General features: G+C 40.9%; 12 protein-coding genes and 1 pseudogene. 4 read left to right on the forward strand and 9 right to left on the reverse strand.

The window, feature by feature from the left end; all coding sequences use genetic code 11:
• Positions 1-8: 8 nt before the first annotated feature.
• The gene (locus M1D81_RS04730; RefSeq protein WP_024425295.1) at positions 9-1,484 is read right to left on the reverse strand and encodes a catalase; all 1,476 of its coding nucleotides are present in this window, start codon (positions 1,482-1,484) and stop codon (positions 9-11) included.
• Between the two features lie 160 nt (positions 1,485-1,644).
• Positions 1,645-2,076 carry an Rrf2 family transcriptional regulator gene (locus M1D81_RS04735; protein WP_024425294.1) on the reverse strand — a complete coding sequence of 144 codons (432 nt, stop codon included), beginning with the start codon at positions 2,074-2,076 and terminating at the stop codon, positions 1,645-1,647.
• A gap of 183 nt (positions 2,077-2,259) precedes the next feature.
• Between M1D81_RS04735 and M1D81_RS04740 the strand changes: the two genes are divergently transcribed.
• Both M1D81_RS04740 and M1D81_RS04745 read left to right on the forward strand, forming a co-directional pair.
• Positions 2,260-3,459 (forward strand): globin domain-containing protein, encoded by a 1,200-nt coding sequence (locus tag M1D81_RS04740; protein ID WP_456265483.1) that lies wholly within the window; start codon positions 2,260-2,262, stop codon positions 3,457-3,459.
• Between the two features lie 67 nt (positions 3,460-3,526).
• A complete protein-coding gene (locus M1D81_RS04745) occupies positions 3,527-4,948 on the forward strand; it encodes a SpoVR family protein (protein ID WP_370880851.1) in 1,422 nt (473 codons plus the stop codon).
• A 237-nt stretch (positions 4,949-5,185) separates the two neighbouring features.
• On the opposite strand, the pseudogene garD reads toward M1D81_RS04745, so the two are convergent.
• The 7 genes and pseudogenes from garD to M1D81_RS04780 all read right to left on the reverse strand — a co-directional run bounded on the left by garD (position 5,186) and on the right by M1D81_RS04780 (position 14,340).
• Positions 5,186-6,762: pseudogene (gene garD, locus M1D81_RS04750) on the reverse strand (galactarate dehydratase).
• Positions 6,763-6,775: 13 nt separating this feature from the next.
• Positions 6,776-7,468 (reverse strand): FadR/GntR family transcriptional regulator, encoded by a 693-nt coding sequence (locus M1D81_RS04755; protein WP_374756263.1) that lies wholly within the window; start codon positions 7,466-7,468, stop codon positions 6,776-6,778.
• An 83-nt stretch (positions 7,469-7,551) separates the two neighbouring features.
• Positions 7,552-8,916, reverse strand: a complete 1,365-nt coding sequence (locus M1D81_RS04760; protein WP_456265482.1) for an enolase C-terminal domain-like protein — start codon at positions 8,914-8,916, stop codon at positions 7,552-7,554.
• Positions 8,917-8,943: 27 nt separating this feature from the next.
• Positions 8,944-10,320, reverse strand: coding sequence for an MFS transporter (locus M1D81_RS04765; protein WP_456265481.1), 1,377 nt, complete (start codon positions 10,318-10,320; stop codon positions 8,944-8,946).
• 63 nt (positions 10,321-10,383) lie between these two features.
• Complete coding sequence (gene gucD, locus M1D81_RS04770) at positions 10,384-11,850, reverse strand: alpha-ketoglutaric semialdehyde dehydrogenase GucD (protein ID WP_456265480.1); 1,467 nt, start codon at positions 11,848-11,850, stop codon at positions 10,384-10,386.
• 21 nt (positions 11,851-11,871) lie between these two features.
• On the reverse strand, positions 11,872-12,798 hold the full coding sequence (gene kdgD / locus M1D81_RS04775; RefSeq protein WP_103132134.1) for a 5-dehydro-4-deoxyglucarate dehydratase: 927 nt from the start codon (positions 12,796-12,798) through the stop codon (positions 11,872-11,874).
• Between the two features lie 180 nt (positions 12,799-12,978).
• Positions 12,979-14,340, reverse strand: coding sequence for an alkaline phosphatase (locus M1D81_RS04780; protein WP_456265479.1), 1,362 nt, complete (start codon positions 14,338-14,340; stop codon positions 12,979-12,981).
• A 353-nt stretch (positions 14,341-14,693) separates the two neighbouring features.
• Between M1D81_RS04780 and M1D81_RS04785 the strand changes: the two genes are divergently transcribed.
• Together M1D81_RS04785 and M1D81_RS04790 are read left to right on the forward strand one after the other, a co-directional pair.
• Complete coding sequence (locus tag M1D81_RS04785; RefSeq protein WP_456265478.1) at positions 14,694-15,524, forward strand: LysM peptidoglycan-binding domain-containing protein; 831 nt, start codon at positions 14,694-14,696, stop codon at positions 15,522-15,524.
• 652 nt (positions 15,525-16,176) lie between these two features.
• On the forward strand, positions 16,177-17,577 hold the full coding sequence (locus M1D81_RS04790) for an amino acid permease (RefSeq protein ID WP_456265477.1): 1,401 nt from the start codon (positions 16,177-16,179) through the stop codon (positions 17,575-17,577).
• Positions 17,578-17,634: the final 57 nt, after the last annotated feature.

The raw sequence follows: 17,634 nt of genomic DNA on the forward strand, positions 1-17,634 counted from the left end.
AGATGGGATTATTTCATGCTTCCTTGAAGATAAGCGCGAATATCCACACCTAGTGAATCCGCTAATCGCTGGCCGTAATCTTCATCGGCACGATAGAAGTTGCAGATTGCAAGTAATTTTGTTTGGTCATTAACATCTTTCAGATCAGCTGTTAAGTTTTTAATCAATGCTTGTTTCTCTTCTTCAGAGTAGCTTCGATATTTTTCTCCAGCTTGTTTGAAATCGTTCGGTTTTTCAATTTTTTGTCTCACCATACGGTCACCGTGAAGAACTGGCTCACTTTCTTTGTAGTGAGGGTTTTCTTTTGGCTGATCGGCATAACGGTTTGGTTCATAGTTAATATGACCGCTTGGACGAGTCGTTGTCATAAAGCCATCCTGCTGGTTATTGTGTACAGGTGCATAAGGGCAGTTCACCGGAATGCGCATGTAGTTCGCACCAAGACGGTGGCGCTGAGTATCAGGATATGAGAACAGACGGCCTTGAAGCAGTTTATCTTCAGATGCCTCAATTCCTGGAACAAATGCACTTGGCGTGAAAGCAGACTGTTCTGTTTCAGCAAAGAAGTTCTCAGGATTGCGGTTGAGTGTCATGCGTCCTACTTTTTGAAGCGGGTAATCTTCCTCGCTCCACGTTTTTGTTGGGTCACATGGATCATAATCAAGGTCATCATAATCGCTAAGCGGCATAAGCTGAACATATAAGTCCCATGCTGGGAAGTTGCCTTTTTCAATGCGGTCATATAAATCTCTTGTCGCATGCTGGAAATCGTTTGCTTGAATTTCCGCTGCTTCTTCCATAGATAAGTTGCGAATACCTTCAGAAGGTCTCCAGTGATATTTCACATATTTTGCTTCGCCGTATTTGTTCACCCATCTAAATGTATGCACACCAGAACCGCGCATTTCAGCGTAGCTTGCAGGGATTCCTTCGTCAGAGAAAAGCCATGTGAGCATATGAGTGGATTCAGGCGTTAAGGTCATAAAATCCCAATAACGGTCAGGATCTTGAATATTGGTTACAGGATCTGGCTTGAGAGAGTGAACCATATCAGGGAATTTCAATGCATCACGAATAAAGAAGATCGGCAAGTTGTTACCAACGAGATCATAGTTGCCTTCTTCTGTATAAAATTTGACAGCAAAGCCGCGCGGGTCACGCAATGTTTCAGGTGAACCTTTCGGATGAATAACGGTAGAGAAGCGAACAAAAACGTCTGTTTGTTTTCCTTCTTCACTTAGGAAGGCTGCTTTTGTATGTTTCTCCATGCTGTTTTCTACTTCAAACACACCGTAAGCGCCGGCGCCTCTTGCATGAACGACGCGCTCTGGAATACGTTCACGGTCAAAGTGTGCAAGTTTTTCAATCAAATGATAGTCATCAAGAAAGGTAGGTCCGCGGTGACCAGCTGTTCTTGAGTTTTGGTTATCGCCAACTGGCACGCCTTGGTTCGTTGTCAAATTTTTATGATTTGAATTTGTCATTCTTTTCTCCTCCTGTAAACAAAAAAGTGTTTTCTAGCAATCTATATACCCTAATTATATTGAATCAAACATGATAGTCAATATTTATTTATAATAATTTTAAATAAATTATTATTACAAGAAGGTAAAGAAAAAGACGAAAGAATAAAATTCTTTCGTCTTAAAGCAAGAGCTCTCTGAGAGCATCTTTGTTTTGTGTTAAATCGTTTAGTGTGTATCGGTCAAGAACGCTTAAATAAGCAGTGAGTGCTTCATGAAGTACATGCTTTAATGAACAAATTGGGGAGATAATGCAGCTGTTTTTCTTTGGATCAAAGCATTCAACCATGACTAAATCATCCTCTGTATAACGGACAACCTCTCCAATATTAATGCTTTCTGGGCTTTTTCCAAGCCTGATCCCGCCATTTCTTCCGCGAATCGTTTCCACATACCCGCGTTTTCCAAGATGATAAATCACCTTCGTCAGATGATTTTTAGAAATGCCATAAACATCGGCGATCTGCTGAATATTTGACAGTTCATTATTTTCTCTCGAAGCTAAATAAATGAGTACCCTTAATGAGAAATCTGTGTAATTCGTAAGTTTCATTTTGACGACCTCTAAACCTAATAGAGTTTTGTATCATCGTAACACATTTTAGACAAAAACTGTTCGAGAAAGTGTAAAATGTGACAACATTTAAAACATGTATTATAAATATTGCTTTTAGAGACTGTCATCTATTACGATAAAGATGTATTTAAAATACTTCTTTTGAAAGAAGGAATGACGATGTTATCTAAAGATCAAATGAATGCAATAAAGCAATCAGCACCTCTACTAAAAGCCGAGGGAACCAAACTTGTCACTGTTTTTTATCAAAATATGATTCGCCAGCACCCGGAGCTGCTCAATCAATTTAATAAAACAAATCTGATGAACGGAAGTCAGCCAGAGGCACTTGCTGCGACACTATATCAAGCTGCACTGCACATTGATCGGTTAGAGGAATTACTTCCTGCGGTCAAACAAATTGCCCATAAGCATGTCAGTGTCATGGTCAAAAAAGAACAATACCCAATTGTCGGATATCACCTGATGGAAGCGATGAAAGAGGTGTTTGGCTTAAGAGAAGAAAATGCCACTTTATTAGCTTGGAAAGCTGCATATGACATCATTGCGAATATTTTCATGACCATAGAAGCAGAAATGATGGATGAAAATGTGAAACAGACAGGCGGATGGGCAGATGTGAAGCCGTTTGTGATTAAGAAAAAGAAGCAAGAATCTCCATCGCTTATCTCTTTTTATTTAGTACCAGAAGATGAAGCAGAGCTGCCAATGTATAAAGCAGGCCAATACATTACGGTTCAGGCAGATATGCCAGGAGAAGCCTATATGTGCAGCAGACAATACAGCTTATCAGACGAGCATCATCCATCTTATTACCGTATTACAGTGAAGCGTGACGGTCATGTGTCTACATTTTTGCATGATGAAATGGAAGAAGGTGATGTTCTTCAAGTGAGTATGCCGCAGGGAATGTTCTGCTTGCAAGATGACATAAAAGTGCCTGTTTATTTCATCAGTGCTGGGTCTGGTGTCACACCAATGATTGGTTTAGTGAAAACTGCCGCACAAAACAGCCAGACATTCACGATGATTCATGCAGATCGATTAGAGGATGTAAACGCTTTTGAAAATGAGTTTGAACGCGTTCTAGCTTCAGCTTCCTATGGACGCATCATCCTATGTAACGAACAATTTGCGCAGTCTGGAAAGGGTGAACTTGTTGAGAAAGCGGCTTCCCGCATTGACCGTCCATTTCTTCAATCGGTGATCGGAGAAGGGAAAGGCCAATTTTATCTATGCGGTTCACCGGTGTTTACACAGGAGATCATTCATCATCTAAAAGAGCTGGGAATTCCAGCACAACATATTCATTTCGAATCATTCGGCGGGCAATCCACGAAAGAAATAGAAGTCGTCTAAACGATTGGCGGAACATCATGTTTTTTTACATACGCTCATATAGTAGGGATAAGTCCGATGAGGAGGGATGGTTTCCTTGAGCGTATCTGAAAAACGTCTTTTACAAAGAGCGATTGATGAAATTACAGAAATTGCAGAAGGATTTGGTCTAGATTTTTATCCGATGAGGTATGAAATCTGTCCCGCGGAAATTATTTATACGTTCGGTGCATATGGAATGCCAACACGATTCAGCCACTGGAGCTTTGGGAAGCAATTTCATAAAATGAAGCTTCATTATGATTTAGGGTTAAGCAAAATTTATGAACTTGTCATCAATTCAAATCCTTGCTACGCCTTTCTACTTGATAACAATACGCTCGTTCAGAATAAATTAATTGTGGCTCATGTATTGGCACACTGTGATTTCTTCAAAAATAATTGCCGTTTCCAAAACACAAAACGAGATATGGTTGAAAGCATGTCAGCAGCGGCAGAGCGGATCAAAGAATATGAGCATATCCACGGGACAAAAGAAGTCGAATCCTTTTTAGATGCCGTATTGGCTATCCAAGAGCATATTGATCCGTCTCTTGTTCGATCAAAACTAAGCTGGAATATGGACGATGAAGAAAGTGAAGATGATAAACCAAAACGTCAAACGCCATATGATGATTTGTGGGGAATGGATGAGCCGAAAACGCGTGAGAAAAAGAAAACCGTTAAGCAGTTTCCGCCAAAGCCGGAAAAGGATCTTTTACTCTTTATTGAGGCGCATTCCCGCGAGCTGGAGCCGTGGCAGCGGGATGTCCTTACCATGCTGAGAGAAGAAATGCTCTATTTTTGGCCGCAGCTGGAAACAAAGATTATGAATGAAGGCTGGGCATCGTATTGGCACCAGCGGATTATGCGGGAGCTTGATTTGGATTCAAGTGAATCGATAGAGTTTGCGAAATTAAATGCAGGTGTTGTGCAGCCATCTAAAACAGGCATCAACCCTTACTATTTAGGGCTGAAGATTTTTGAAGATATCGAAGAACGCTATAACAACCCGTGTGAAGAATTAAAAAAAGCAGGGGTCACAGAAGGATCTGGCCGCAGTAAAATGTTTGAAGTCAGGGAAATTGAATCAGATATTTCCTTTATTCGAAACTACTTAACGAAAGACCTTGTGATGAGAGAAGACTTGTACTTGTTTCAAAAGCAGGGGAGAGACTATAAAGTCATTGATAAAGAATGGAAGGCGGTTCGTGATCAGTTAGTCAGCATGAGAGTGAATGGCGGCTTTCCGTATTTGACCGTAATCGATGGCGACTATTTAAAAAATAACGAACTTTATATCAAGCATTGGTATGAAGGCATTGAACTTGATCTGAAATACTTAGAAAAAGTCCTTCCGTATTTATATCAGCTGTGGGGAAGAAGTGTGCATATCGAGTCAGTTCTTGAAGGAAAAGAAGTGATGTTTTCTTATGATGGAAAAGGGGTTCATAGGAAATATCTTGCTTAATGATCAAAGAAAAGATGTCCTAAAACGGACATCTTCAGCGTGTAGACAAACCCTCGCATTCGGTGTCAGGCCTGCGTGCCGGTGCTCACGAATGTCAAATTCGCTCCGCGCCGGTACTCGTCCTTCCTAGACTGCAAAGGTTTTCTATCACGCTGAAATGAAGACAAAGGGCTAAAATCAACATCATTTTAGCCCTTTGTCAACAATCTGAAGATGTCCTAAAACGGACATCTTCTTTTATGTGACCGGGGCTGGGTTAAATAGGCACAGATCGTTATGAATCCCCCAATGATCGGCCCAAGTTTCTTTCCGGCCGCTGGCGACATCTATTATATAGTGAAACAGATCTGTACCGACTTCCTCGATTGTTGCTTCTCCGGTTGCAATACGGCCGGCATCAAAATCAATAAGATCAGGCCATTGTGTCTGTAAACTGGTTCTCGTAGAAACTTTTACTACGGGTGCTGCTGCTAGGCTGTATGGAGTTCCTCGGCCTGTTGTGAAAATTTGTAGATTCATACCAGAGGCGAGCTGCAGTGTTCCGCACACAAAATCGCTTGCCGGCGTAGCAGCAAATATCAATCCTTTGGTGGCTGCTTTCTCACCAGGCCCAATTACGCTAGATATTGGACTTGTTCCAGATTTGACGACAGAACCAAGCGCCTTTTCTACGACATTGGATAAACCGCCTTTTTTATTTCCTGGGGAAGGATTTGCACTTCTATCTGCTTGACCTCTGTTTAAATAGTCGTCGTACCATTTCATTTCCCGTATAAGTGCCTGCCGCGTTTTTTCATTCAAAGTCCTTGGAGTTAATAGGTGAATGGCATCACGCACTTCTGTCACTTCTGAAAAAAGAACCGTTGCACCTGCTTTGACAGGAGATCTGCTGCATATCCAACGGCGGGGTTTGCTGTTACACCTGAGAATGCATCGCTTCCTCCGCATTGTAAGCCCACCACTAAATCCGATACAGGACATGGGACGCGTGTCCGTCCATTGAGCTTTATTAATTTGTGCTCTGCAGCCTTCAGAATGGAGGTAATCATTGAAGAAAATCCTGATTCCTCCTGTAATGTTAAAATATCGTGTTGCCGATTTTCTGAAACAATGCGTGAAGGTATGAGCTTTTCACAGCCTAATCCAATGACAAGCACTTCTCCGCCAAAGTTTGGATGTGTGGCTAAGTTTTGAATGGTTCTGATGGGAATGACCGCATCTGGTGCATGAATGGCCACACCGCAGCCGTACTGGTGGTGGAGGGGAATCACGTCATCCACATTTGGATATTTCGGCAGCAGCTCTTCCTTGATTTTTTTAACTGCATAGTCAAGAACCCCAACGACACATTGCACGCTTGTTGTAATCCCGAGTATATTTTTAGTACCAACAGATTGATCTGAATTTCGGTATCCTTGAAATTCATAACCATCAAGCTTTGTAAGAGGAGAACCGCTGTATGTTATGCATGATAATTCTTCTAAAGGAGGAGGAGCTGGCATTTGAACGAGCTGCTCTTTCACCCAGCTTCCTTGTATGATGGTTTCGTTAGCGTATCCAATGATTTCACCATATCGCACAATTGGGGCATGCTGTTCAATTGTCTTAAGTGCAACTTTATGCCCTTGAGGGATGCGTTCAGTTAACGTCAATCCACTTGAAAAGCTGGTGCCAGCTGGTAGTCCGCCATCATTCACGATGATCGCTACATTATCCTTTGAACTTACCTGAATATATAGGGGTGCTTCCTGTGCTTTTTGATTCAAGAGATCACTCCTTTGAAAACGCTGTCTTTTTAAGAAGAGAGGAAGCATATCCGCTTCCATATCATGGTGTTTGATTTAATCCTTTTAAAATTTTATCCCGTACAAATTTCAAATGTTCATGCATATGGAAGTGTGCTTGATATGGATCTCTAAGCTGAAGCGCTTCATAAATTTTCTGATGATAATTGACGGTCACATTTTTTTCTCGATAAGGAATTTGGCTGTCAATCTTGGCGTGTGATACTAAAAGTGCCTGAATCATACCTTCCACAACTGGATTATTTGCACTTAAGGCAATAATTCGGTGGAATTCTTTATCTGCTTCACCATAGTTGTTATCTGTACTTTCCTTAATCATTTCAATGGTTTTTTCTAATTTTTTTAATTCTTCTTCACTGATTTTCTCAGCAGCAATGGTGACAAGGCCTAGTTCTAGTACCATCCGAGCCTCTAGAATGGCTGGTAAATTATCTTGAGCCAGTGCGAGCATAACTGAAAAAGGCTGGTTGCTAATTTTATCATTAAAATATGTACCGCCTCGTGTTTTTCTTGTGATGACGCCTAATGTTTCAAGAGAACTTAAAGCTTCGCGCAACACAGGGCGGCTTACTGATAAAATATCCATGAGTTCCATTTCTGTCGGCAGTTTGTCACCAGCTTTTAATTGTCCGCTAGACAATAAATGAACGATACGTTCTATGACTTGTTTTGCTAATGTTTTTCGATTCACTGTTTCAAATTTAAGTTCATCCATACTTTCATTCACGAATCATTCTCTCCCTTCAGTTGTTCAATTGTAAGACAAAATGAAGGGGAATACAATCATTTACAGTCAAACTACCGAATCAAACACGGTTTTTTCGGGTCGAATGTCCAGCCATTCATGAGATATTGCATCTGAATGGCATCATTTCTTGCACCAAGCTTCATTTGTTTATATAAACGGTTTGCTTCCTCTATCTTTTCTAGATCAATTTGAATACCCAGCCCGGGTTCTTGTGGTACTTTTACACGACCTTCTTTGATTGAAAGAGGGTTCTTGGTTAAATGCTGACCATCTTGCCATATCCAGTGGGTATCAATCGCTGTTATATGACCTGGTGCAGCAGCGGCAACGTGTGTAAACATGGCCAGGGAAATATCAAAATGGTTGTTTGAGTGCGATCCCCAAGTCAAGCCGTTATCATGACACGTTTGAGCGACTCTAACTGAACCTTCCATTGTCCAAAAGTGCGGGTCCGCCAGTGGAATATCAACTGCATGTAATTGGATGGCGTGTGACAATTGACGGAAATCAGTTGCGATCATATTTGTAGCCACTTGAATGCCGGTAGCTCGTTTGAATTCAGCCATAATTTCTCTTGATGAGAATCCGTCTTCTGCTCCACATGGATCCTCTGCATATGCAAGCACATGTTGTTTTCCTTTGCAAAGCTGAATGGCTTCATCAAGAGACCACGCTCCATTAGGATCAAGTGTGATGCGCGCATTTGGAAAACGTTTTGAAAGAGATTCTACAGCTTCCATCTCTGTTTCCCCGGAAAAAACACCGCCTTTTAACTTGAAATCCTGAAATCCATACCGTTCATAAGCTGCTTCAGCCAAACGGACAATGTCCATCGGTGTTAGTGCTTTTTGTCGCCTTAGCCGGAACCAGCTGCAAGATGAATGATCTTCTTTCAAATAGGGGAGAGGGGTTTTCATTTGATCCCCTATATAAAATAAATAGCCAAGCATGTCAACGTCCTGTCTCTGTTGACCTGTTCCTAATAAAGAGGCAACCGGTTCTTCTAAAAATTGACCTAATAAATCCAAGAGAGCCGCTTCTATCGCTGTAACAGCATGTATTGTTGTCCGTAAGTCAAAGGTTTGATTGCCTCTCCCGCTTCTATCGAGGTCTTGATATGTTTGCTGCACCGATTGCAGGATGGCATGATATTGTCCAATTGGTTTTTGGAGGACAAGTCTGGCGGCTTTTTCAAGTGTTTGACGAATGTTTTCACCGCCGGGAACTTCTCCGATTCCTTGACGACCACTGCTGTCAGTTAGTATGACAACATTTCTTGTGAAAAAAGGTCCATGCGCTCCGCTTAGATTCAAAAGCATACTGTCATAGCCGGCAACAGGAATCACCTTCATGTCAGTAATGTAAGGGAGATTGTTTGCTCGTTCCTTTTTGACTTCTTTTAAGTTTTGATTCATATATATCCTCCTTTATATAAAGCGCTTTCAAATAGAGCTGGATGGAACTGGGGCCGGAGGTGTTGAAGGGGGTTCTTTTAACTTCACACGTTTAATGGGACCCACAAGGATTAAATAACTTAAGATTGCAATAACGGCATTACTGCCGACAAAGACGAGCGCACCACTGAAAGAGCCTGATGCATTGACAATATATCCAATGATAATGGGGGTTGTAATGGACGCAATGTTGCCAAAGGTATTAAATAAACCGCCGCTTAACCCGGCACATTCCTTTGGGGAGGTATCTGATACAACGGCCCAGCCAAGTGCACCGAATCCTTTTCCAAAGAAAGCGAGCGACATAATCGCAACAACAATCCATGAAGATTCTGTATAGTTGCAGATGATCATACTGCATGAAAGAAGCATGCCGATAATAATGGGTGTCTTTCGTGCGAAAGTAAGCGATCTCCCGCTTTTTAATAAAAAATCGGATAACAAGCCGCCAAGGATTCCGCCTAAAAAACCGCAGAGAGCTGGCAGGGAAGCAACAAAACCTGCTTCGAGAATGGACATTCCTTTTGCTTGAACAAGATATACGGGAAACCACGTCAAGAAAAAATAAGTGAGGGTGGTAATGCAATATTGAGCAATATAAACCCCGATTAACATTCGATTTGAAAGTAATTGTTTCACGTATGGCCATTTGGATTCTTTGTTTTGCTGGCTCTTTTCATCGTCCATTGAGATCAAAGCCCCGCCTTTTGATATGTAATCGAGCTCTGCTGCGTTAATTTTTGGGTGTTGTTTAGGATTATAGACGGTTTTTATCCAAAGAAAAGACAGCAAAATACCGAGGATTCCCATGACAACAAAAACAGAATGCCATCCTAAAGAATGTGTAAGCCAGCCCATAATTGGAGAGAAAATGACAAGGGCAAAATACTGAGCTGAATTAAAAAAAGCAGAAGCTGTTCCACGTTCAGCACTAGGAAACCATGCAGCCACTACTCGACTATTGCCTGGGAAGGAAGGAGCTTCTGCCAGCCCTACTAAAAATCGCAGAGCGAAAAGGAGAATAATCGCAGTACCCGCTGTAAAAAAACCTATGGCACCTTGAAATAATGTAAACAAAGACCAAAAGAAAATACTGCAGGCAATCACCATTTTAGAACCGAATTTATCCAATAAATAACCGCCAGGCAGTTGGCCAATGACATATGCCCATCCAAAAGCAGAAAAGACATAACCCATTGATACAGAACTAAGACCAAGATCATGTTGAACAGAATCTCCAGCAATCGATAGGGTAGCACGATCTGCATAATTGACAGAAGTGACAAGAAACAGCATGAAGACGATAAACCAGCGGACAGACGTTTTTTTATCAGTTTGTGAAGCATGGAAGAGTTTATTTATCATCATTTCTTCTCCTTTTCTAAAATAGAGGATTGAGGAGGGCAGATGCCCTCTCAAATGCTTCAATTACGATTTAATGAAAATGGTTTGAATGGCTGTAAAGAATTCCTTTGCCGCTTCCCCTTGTTCACGAGAATGAGAGCTTGATTGTTTCATTCCGCCAAATGGAGCCTGTAATTCTACACCAGCACTTTCTGCATTAATTCTAATGAGCCCTGCTTGGATATTCTGAATAAAGGACAGCATACGGCCGATGTTTTGTGTGAAAATAGAAGCGCTTAAGCCAAAAACCACATCATTGGCAATGTGAAATGCTTCATTGATATCTTGCACTTTGATTAAAGCAATGACAGGACCAAATATTTCTTCTTGAGCGATGGTCATATCTGAGGTGACATGTTCGAAAATAGCAGGCTCAATAAAATAACCATTCTGATAATCACCATCTGTTAATGGTTTCCCGCCAAAGAGGAGGGTGGCACCTTCTTTTTTTCCAGTTTCAATATAGGAAAGGCATTGATCAAGCTGCTGTTTGCTTGCGATCGGACCCATCCATACGTCTTTTTTTAAACTGTCCCCAATAGTGATCTCTTGCGTTTTTTGAACGAGCTTTTCTTTAAAGGCATCATAGATGTCTTCTTGGACAATGACTCGGCTCGTTGCTGTACATTTTTGTCCAGTTGACCGGAAGGCTCCTGTAATGGCTGCTTCTACCGCAAGATCAAGATCCGCATCATTGGCTACGATAACGGGGTTTTTTCCTCCCATTTCAAGCTGATACTTAATCCCGCGATCAAAGGCTTTTTGACCGATGGATTTACCCGTTGCATTTGATCCAGTAAATGTAATTCCTTGGATATTTGGATGTTCAATCATTCCTTGACCTACGACAGCTCCCGACCCTGTGACCATATTGACTACTCCTTTTGGAAGGCGGGCATCTGCAAAGCAGGCCATGATTTTTGCGCAAGTAACGGCAGTTTCTGTCGCAGGTTTAATGACGACCGTGTTCCCATAAATGAGTGCAGGAGCCATTTTCCAAATAGGGATGGCAATAGGGAAATTCCAAGGAGAGATGACGCCTACAACACCTAATGGAACTCTTTTAGTGAACATGAGTGCCTCTCGGTCAGTAGAAGGAATGACATCGCCTTCTTTGCGCATTCCTTCGCCGGCATAGTAGCGGAGAATGGCTACACCGCGTGCCGCTTCTCCCTTTGCCTCAGGCAGAGTTTTACCCATTTCTTTTACAGCAGTCATGGCAATGTCATCGAGACGTTCCTCTAGCAAATCAGCTGCTTTATAAAGATATTGTCCTCGTTCTGCACCTGATAAATCTCGCCACACCGCCTTTGCTTCATGAGCTGCAGTGATGGCTGTGTTCACATCTTCAAGACTTGAGCGCTGCACATATCCAGCAACCTCGTCTTTGTCGGCTGGATTTTGAATGGGGATCACTTCTCCTGTCGAAGCCTTCACCCATTCACCATTGATATAATTGAAGTACGTTTTTTGTTTCACTGAATTGGTCATCATATGAGCTCCTTTCTTTCGTTAATTCACAGCCGCTTTTTTCGGGAAGCGTTCCATTGCGTGCTGTAAAATGTTCTCTAGTTCTTGATAGTGTTCTTTTTCTACAGGAACAACAGGCGGTCTTGCTGAATTGCGGACAGAATGTCCCATGATGTTCATGCCGGCTTTAATGAGTGAGACGGCATAGCCCTTTCTCTGTTGGCGAATCCGGTTAATCGGTAGAATAACAGTTGTGTAAATGTCCTTGACCATTTCTTGATCACCCGTTTTTAGTGCGTGATAAAACATTCTTGAGATGTGCGGGATATAATTTGAAATTGCGGAGGAATAGGAATGAAAACCAATCGGTAAGTAAGCCGGCATTGTGACCTCTGCCATAGGCAATCCATTTATATAGCTGAGCCTGCTGCCTAATGTATAGGAAAGATTCACGTTTAAATCCATATCACCGACCCCATCTTTTACACCAACAAGCTGTTCAAAAGAAGTGAGCCGTTTGATTTGCTGCACAGAAAGTACGGCATTATCTCGTTGATATAAGATGGCATTTAGGTTTGTACTTTCTATAATGGTTTTGGCGTATTCATATAGTCCTTCTTGTTCACCATGAATTAAATACGGAGGGAGTAATAAATAACCATCAACGCCTTTTTCCTCGGAAATTTTCGCCCATTCCAGTGCGGTATTTAAATTTCCGCCAACTCCTGAATAAACAGGGACTTGACCACCAGCAGCTGCAAGTGCCACATCAATCATTTGCTCGTATTCTTTTTGACTAATAGACTGAAATTCTCCCGACCCACATGCAATAAAAATGGCATCGAGCCCTTCGTCTAGTAAGAATTGAATGTTTTGAAATAGTGCTTCCTCAGAAAGCTGCCCATTTACTTGAAAAGGAGCGATAGGAAAACCTAATATGCCTTCTGGTGCTTTTCTATCTTGAATCATTGCTAAAAACCTCCTGTGATTTGTTAAAAAGAAAGGTAAGCGCTACCAAAAACTCTTTTGTTTAATTGTAAGACAAATAAACAATTTGTCAATATCTTTATTTTCAGAAATTTCAACTGGAAGATTGAACGATAAAAAGAGCAGGCATTTTCTGCACCTGCTCTTACAATGTTCTTCGTTTTATGGATGAAGTAATTTAAAGATATGTTTTGCTTGATCGGTATTTTCCATCAGACCTTTTAGCTGCTGGCTTGTTGGGCCATACGCAAAGAATGGAACTTCATCACCGGTATGACCAGATGTTGTCCAGCCTGTATGTGATCTTGTATTGATCACTTCTTCAATCGCATCATCAATTTTAACAGTATCCTTTGTTTCAGCGGCCTTTTGAATAGAGGCTATTTCTTCTTTTGTGAAATCAAGATTGATATATTGTTTCAGTGCTGACTCGACAGGCATGCCTTTGACAATTTTGTTTGCGATAAAGTCAGGCGTTTTTTTCGCTGCTTTTACCGGTTTGTAATCCCAGCTGCCTGAACCGTCTGCTCCGAAGGAAAGTCCGCCAGTTGAATGATCCGCGGTCGTGATGACTAACGTGTTTTTATCCTTTTTCGCAAAACGAATCGCTTCTTCAAATGCTTTTTCAAAATCCTTCATTTCACTCATCGCACTGACAATATCATGATCATGTCCAGCCCAGTCAATTTGACTGCCTTCGACCATAAGGAAAAATCCTTTTTTGTTTTTAGACAGCTGTTTAATGGCTGAAGATGTCATATCTTGCAGGGAAGGGGTCGTTTGATCACGATCAATGGCTTTATCGAGACCTCCATCGGCAAAAATGCCTAACACTTTTTCATTTTTGTTTTTTTGTAAGGCGGCTTTATTGGTGACATAATCATAACCGGCTTGTCTGAATTCCTTCGTCAGATCACGATCCTTTCGGACAAAGTCGACAAGTCCTCCGCCAAGCATGACATCGACTGTATGCTGTTTTCCGATTTTCTCATCGAAGAAATCATCAGCGATGGCTGCAGTGTTTTTCCTAGACACATCATGAGCGGCATACGTAGCAGGCGTAGCATTTGTTAATTCAGATGTCACGACAAGACCCGTCGATTTTCCTTTTCGTTTGGCTTCTTCTAAAACGGTTTTTAATTTTTTGCCGTTTTTGTTTACACCAATGGCATTGTTGTATGTCTTTTTACCAGTAGCCATGGCTGTACCAGCTGCTGCTGAATCGGTAATGTTATTTTTAGAGTCGTCAGGGTATGTTTTGTGCATGCCAGTGAGGTAAGGGTCAAACGCTGTTTGCTTTGAAAGGTCACCGTTGTGTTTAAATGAGCGGTAAGTTGAAAGATAAGGTGTTCCCATGCCATCTCCAATGAGCACGATCACATTTTGCACGTCATTTTTCGGCTTCTTTTTAGCCTCAGCTTTGTCAGCTTGTCCAAATTCAATCCCTGAAAAAATGCCAATCGATAGCACAGATGCTGCTGTCACTGCAGCGATTTTCGTTTTCGAGCTTTTCAACACACTCATTCATTTTGCCTCCTCATTGTTTATGTATCGCTCTTACATTTACAATGGTAGAGCAGAAGTATGGATTCCTTTTTACAGCACCGTAAAGTTCACTTTAAAATTGTAAAGGTCCACTTTACATAGAATGAACCAAAAAGAGAAATGAATGTATCATTTATCCATGACAAGATGCGATTACTTTGTCATGATTGTGTAATAAAAATGAAATAAAAAGAACCCTAAAAAAAAATAAATTTTGCCGAATTAATAAGCATAATGTCGTAGGAAGTCAAGACTATTTCTTCTGGTATTTGATCCTTATAATAGGGAGTAGATAAAAATTCGGATCAGATAGATACATACAGGAGGAACAAATGAAAAAACAATTGATCACAGCTGCAAGTGCAGTTCTACTTGGGACGACATTATTTGCCGGAGCTGCCTCAGCACAATCAGTAAAAGTTCAAAAAGGTGACTCTCTTTCTGTTCTAGCGAAAAGATATAAAACAAGCGTGAGCAAAATTAAATCGGACAATAAGCTGAAATCTAACGTGATTTATGTTGGACAAACCTTAAAAGTGAATGGCACTTCTTCGAAAAAAGCAGTGAAGACATCAAAAACAACAACAAAAGTAAAAACGGCTTCAGCAACTGCCACTCATAAAGTTGTCAAAGGTGATACATTATCGAAGGTTGGCAAAAAATATGGGATGACTGTGAAAGAGTTGAAATCGTTAAATAAACTTAAAACAGACCTCATTAAAATCGGGCAAAAGCTAAAGGTGAAAAAGACGTCTAAAGTAAAGACAAAACCTGTGAAAGAAAAAACAGTTTCTACTTCTTCCTTAAACACGTCTAAGCTCATAGCAGATGCTAAAGCGCAAAACGGTACTCCATATAGATGGGGTGGAACGACACCGAAGGGCTTTGATTGCAGCGGATTTATGTGGTATATCATTAACAAACAAAAAAAGATTTCAAGACAAACAACTGAAGGTTTCTGGGGATCGATGAAAAGTGTATCCAAACCAAAGGTTGGAGATTTTGTCTTCTTTACAACGTATAAATCAGGTCCATCTCACATGGGTGTCTACCTTGGGAACAATAAGTTTATCCATGCTGGTTCTGACGGTGTTACGATCAGTGATATGACATCAAGCTATTGGAAGCCTATTTATCTTGGAGCGAAAACATTTGTAAACTAATTCATTTTAAGAGACTGCTATGAGGCAGTCTCTTCAGCGTGTAGACAAACCCTCGCATTCGGTGTCAGGTCTGCGCTCCGGTGCTCACGAATGTCAAATTCGCTCCGCTCCGGTACTCTCCCTTCCTAGACTGCAAAGGTTTTCTATCACGCTGAAAGGAAGACAAAGGGCTAAAATAAAGATCATTTTAGCCCTTTGTCAACAATCTGAAGAGACTGCTATGAGGCAGTCTCTTTTTTCATATATCATTTGTGCCGCAGAACTGGTCTTTTTCTCATGGATCACTATCGGTCTATAGGCTTTAAAATAACATAATTGTGGTCCCGCTTTTAAAAAAGGGTCTTATTTTTGTTGAATAATAAGTATATGAAAAAAATATATTCTTCTGTGTTATATAATAAATAGAGGAAGACAAGCTATCAAATGAATAAGAAATGGAGAAAATCTAACCCGCTTATTGACAAATATTTTGTTGATATATAAGAATTTTCACTCTATTTTTAAAAAAAGTGTTTTCATTTTTTAATTTTCATATATAATAATTTTACGCCACCAATTTATTGCGCTAAATTTAATCTAAATATTCAGAAAATATTGTGAATTATATGAATGTGGCGTCTTTAGACTGATACTAAGTTTTGGGAGTGATGGTATGAGCAATTCGTTGTTTAGAAAAAAGAGCATTTCCGATCTCATTGCGGCAACACAAGGGGAAAAAGCATTAAAAAAGGAATTGGGTTCATTTGATTTAACCATGCTGGGCATTGGAGCCATTATCGGGACAGGGATATTTGTTCTAACAGGTACAGGAGCCGTCACTGCGGGGCCAGGACTTGTGCTATCATTTGTTATCGCAGGTCTTGCTTGTTTGTTTGCAGCACTGTCATATGCGGAATTTGCTTCCACAGTGCCTGTATCAGGGTCTGTGTATACATTTACGTACGCATCAATGGGGGAATTTCTAGCATTCATCATTGGATGGGATTTAATATTAGAATATATGCTGGCCGCTAGTGCCGTTTCAGCGGGCTGGTCAGGCTATTTTGTGTCTTTTTTAAATGGGATAGGGATTCATATACCAGTTGAGTTAACAGCAGCACCAGGTGGTTTAAAAGGGCAAGTGACATATTTTAATCTTCCTGCATTTATTATTTTAATGGTCATCACCTTCCTGCTGTACTTTGGTATTAAAGAATCAAAACGAGTAAATAACATCATGGTTATTATGAAAATTGCTGTGATTCTGCTCTTTATTTTAGTTGCTGTGAAATATGTAAAACCTGAAAACTGGACACCATTTGTTCCATTTGGTACATCAGGGGTCTTAAGTGCAGCAGCCCTAGTATTCTTTGCATTTATTGGGTTTGATGCAGTAGCTTCTGCGGCAGAGGAGACAAAAAATCCATCACGCAACCTGCCTAGAGGGATTATTACTTCCTTATTGATTTGTACACTGCTTTATGTCGTTGTCAGTGCGATTATGACAGGCATTGTTCCTTTCATGAATTTTGAAGGAGTATCCCATCCAGTGTCTCTCGTTTTACAAGCAGCCGGACAAAACTGGGTGGCTGGTATTGTGGATGTCGGAGCGATTCTAGGGATGACAACCGTAATGCTTGTCATGCTGTACGGCCAGACACGCGTGATGTTTGCTATGTCTCGTGATGGTTTGGTGCCAAAGGTATTATCAAAAGTTCACCCAAAGCATAAAACACCTTACATCAATACACTGTTCTTCGGTACATTGTCAGCATTAATGGGTGGATTTATTCCACTTGATGAGCTGGCAAGCTTAGTGAACATCGGGACACTTTCAGCATTCATTTTGATTTCAGTGGCGGTCATTGTGATGAGAAAAACGCAGCCGGACTTACCAAGAGCTTTCAGATGCCCAGCAGTTCCGCTTATTCCGATCTTAGCTATTTTATCTTGCGGATTGCTCATTTATAAGCTTGGTGCAATCACCTTTGTTCGTTTCTTAATCTGGCTTGCCATTGGGCTGGTTGTGTATTTCTTATATTCAAGAAAGCACTCAGAATTGAATAAAAAGTAAATGAAAAAAGCCCGTGTCGCTTGGCATTAGTCAAGTAACGCGGGCTTTGCTTTTGAG

Source organism: Bacillus sp. JZ105 (genome assembly GCF_053903125.1).

Excerpts from the sequence above, each read along its gene's own strand:
- gucD (WP_456265480.1), bottom strand. The coding sequence starts at position 11,850 with ATGACCAATTCAGTGAAACAAAAAACGTACTTCAATTATATCAATGGT.
- M1D81_RS04785 (WP_456265478.1), top strand. The coding sequence starts at position 14,694 with ATGAAAAAACAATTGATCACAGCTGCAAGTGCAGTTCTACTTGGGACG.
- M1D81_RS04780 (WP_456265479.1), bottom strand. The coding sequence starts at position 14,340 with ATGAGTGTGTTGAAAAGCTCGAAAACGAAAATCGCTGCAGTGACAGCA.
- M1D81_RS04760 (WP_456265482.1), bottom strand. The coding sequence starts at position 8,916 with ATGAATCAAAACTTAAAAGAAGTCAAAAAGGAACGAGCAAACAATCTC.
- M1D81_RS04745 (WP_370880851.1), top strand. The coding sequence starts at position 3,527 with ATGGTTTCCTTGAGCGTATCTGAAAAACGTCTTTTACAAAGAGCGATT.
- M1D81_RS04740 (WP_456265483.1), top strand. The coding sequence starts at position 2,260 with ATGTTATCTAAAGATCAAATGAATGCAATAAAGCAATCAGCACCTCTA.
- M1D81_RS04765 (WP_456265481.1), bottom strand. The coding sequence starts at position 10,320 with ATGATAAATAAACTCTTCCATGCTTCACAAACTGATAAAAAAACGTCT.
- M1D81_RS04735 (WP_024425294.1), bottom strand. The coding sequence starts at position 2,076 with ATGAAACTTACGAATTACACAGATTTCTCATTAAGGGTACTCATTTAT.
- M1D81_RS04790 (WP_456265477.1), top strand. The coding sequence starts at position 16,177 with ATGAGCAATTCGTTGTTTAGAAAAAAGAGCATTTCCGATCTCATTGCG.
- kdgD (WP_103132134.1), bottom strand. The coding sequence starts at position 12,798 with ATGATTCAAGATAGAAAAGCACCAGAAGGCATATTAGGTTTTCCTATC.
- M1D81_RS04755 (WP_374756263.1), bottom strand. The coding sequence starts at position 7,468 with ATGGATGAACTTAAATTTGAAACAGTGAATCGAAAAACATTAGCAAAA.
- M1D81_RS04730 (WP_024425295.1), bottom strand. The coding sequence starts at position 1,484 with ATGACAAATTCAAATCATAAAAATTTGACAACGAACCAAGGCGTGCCA.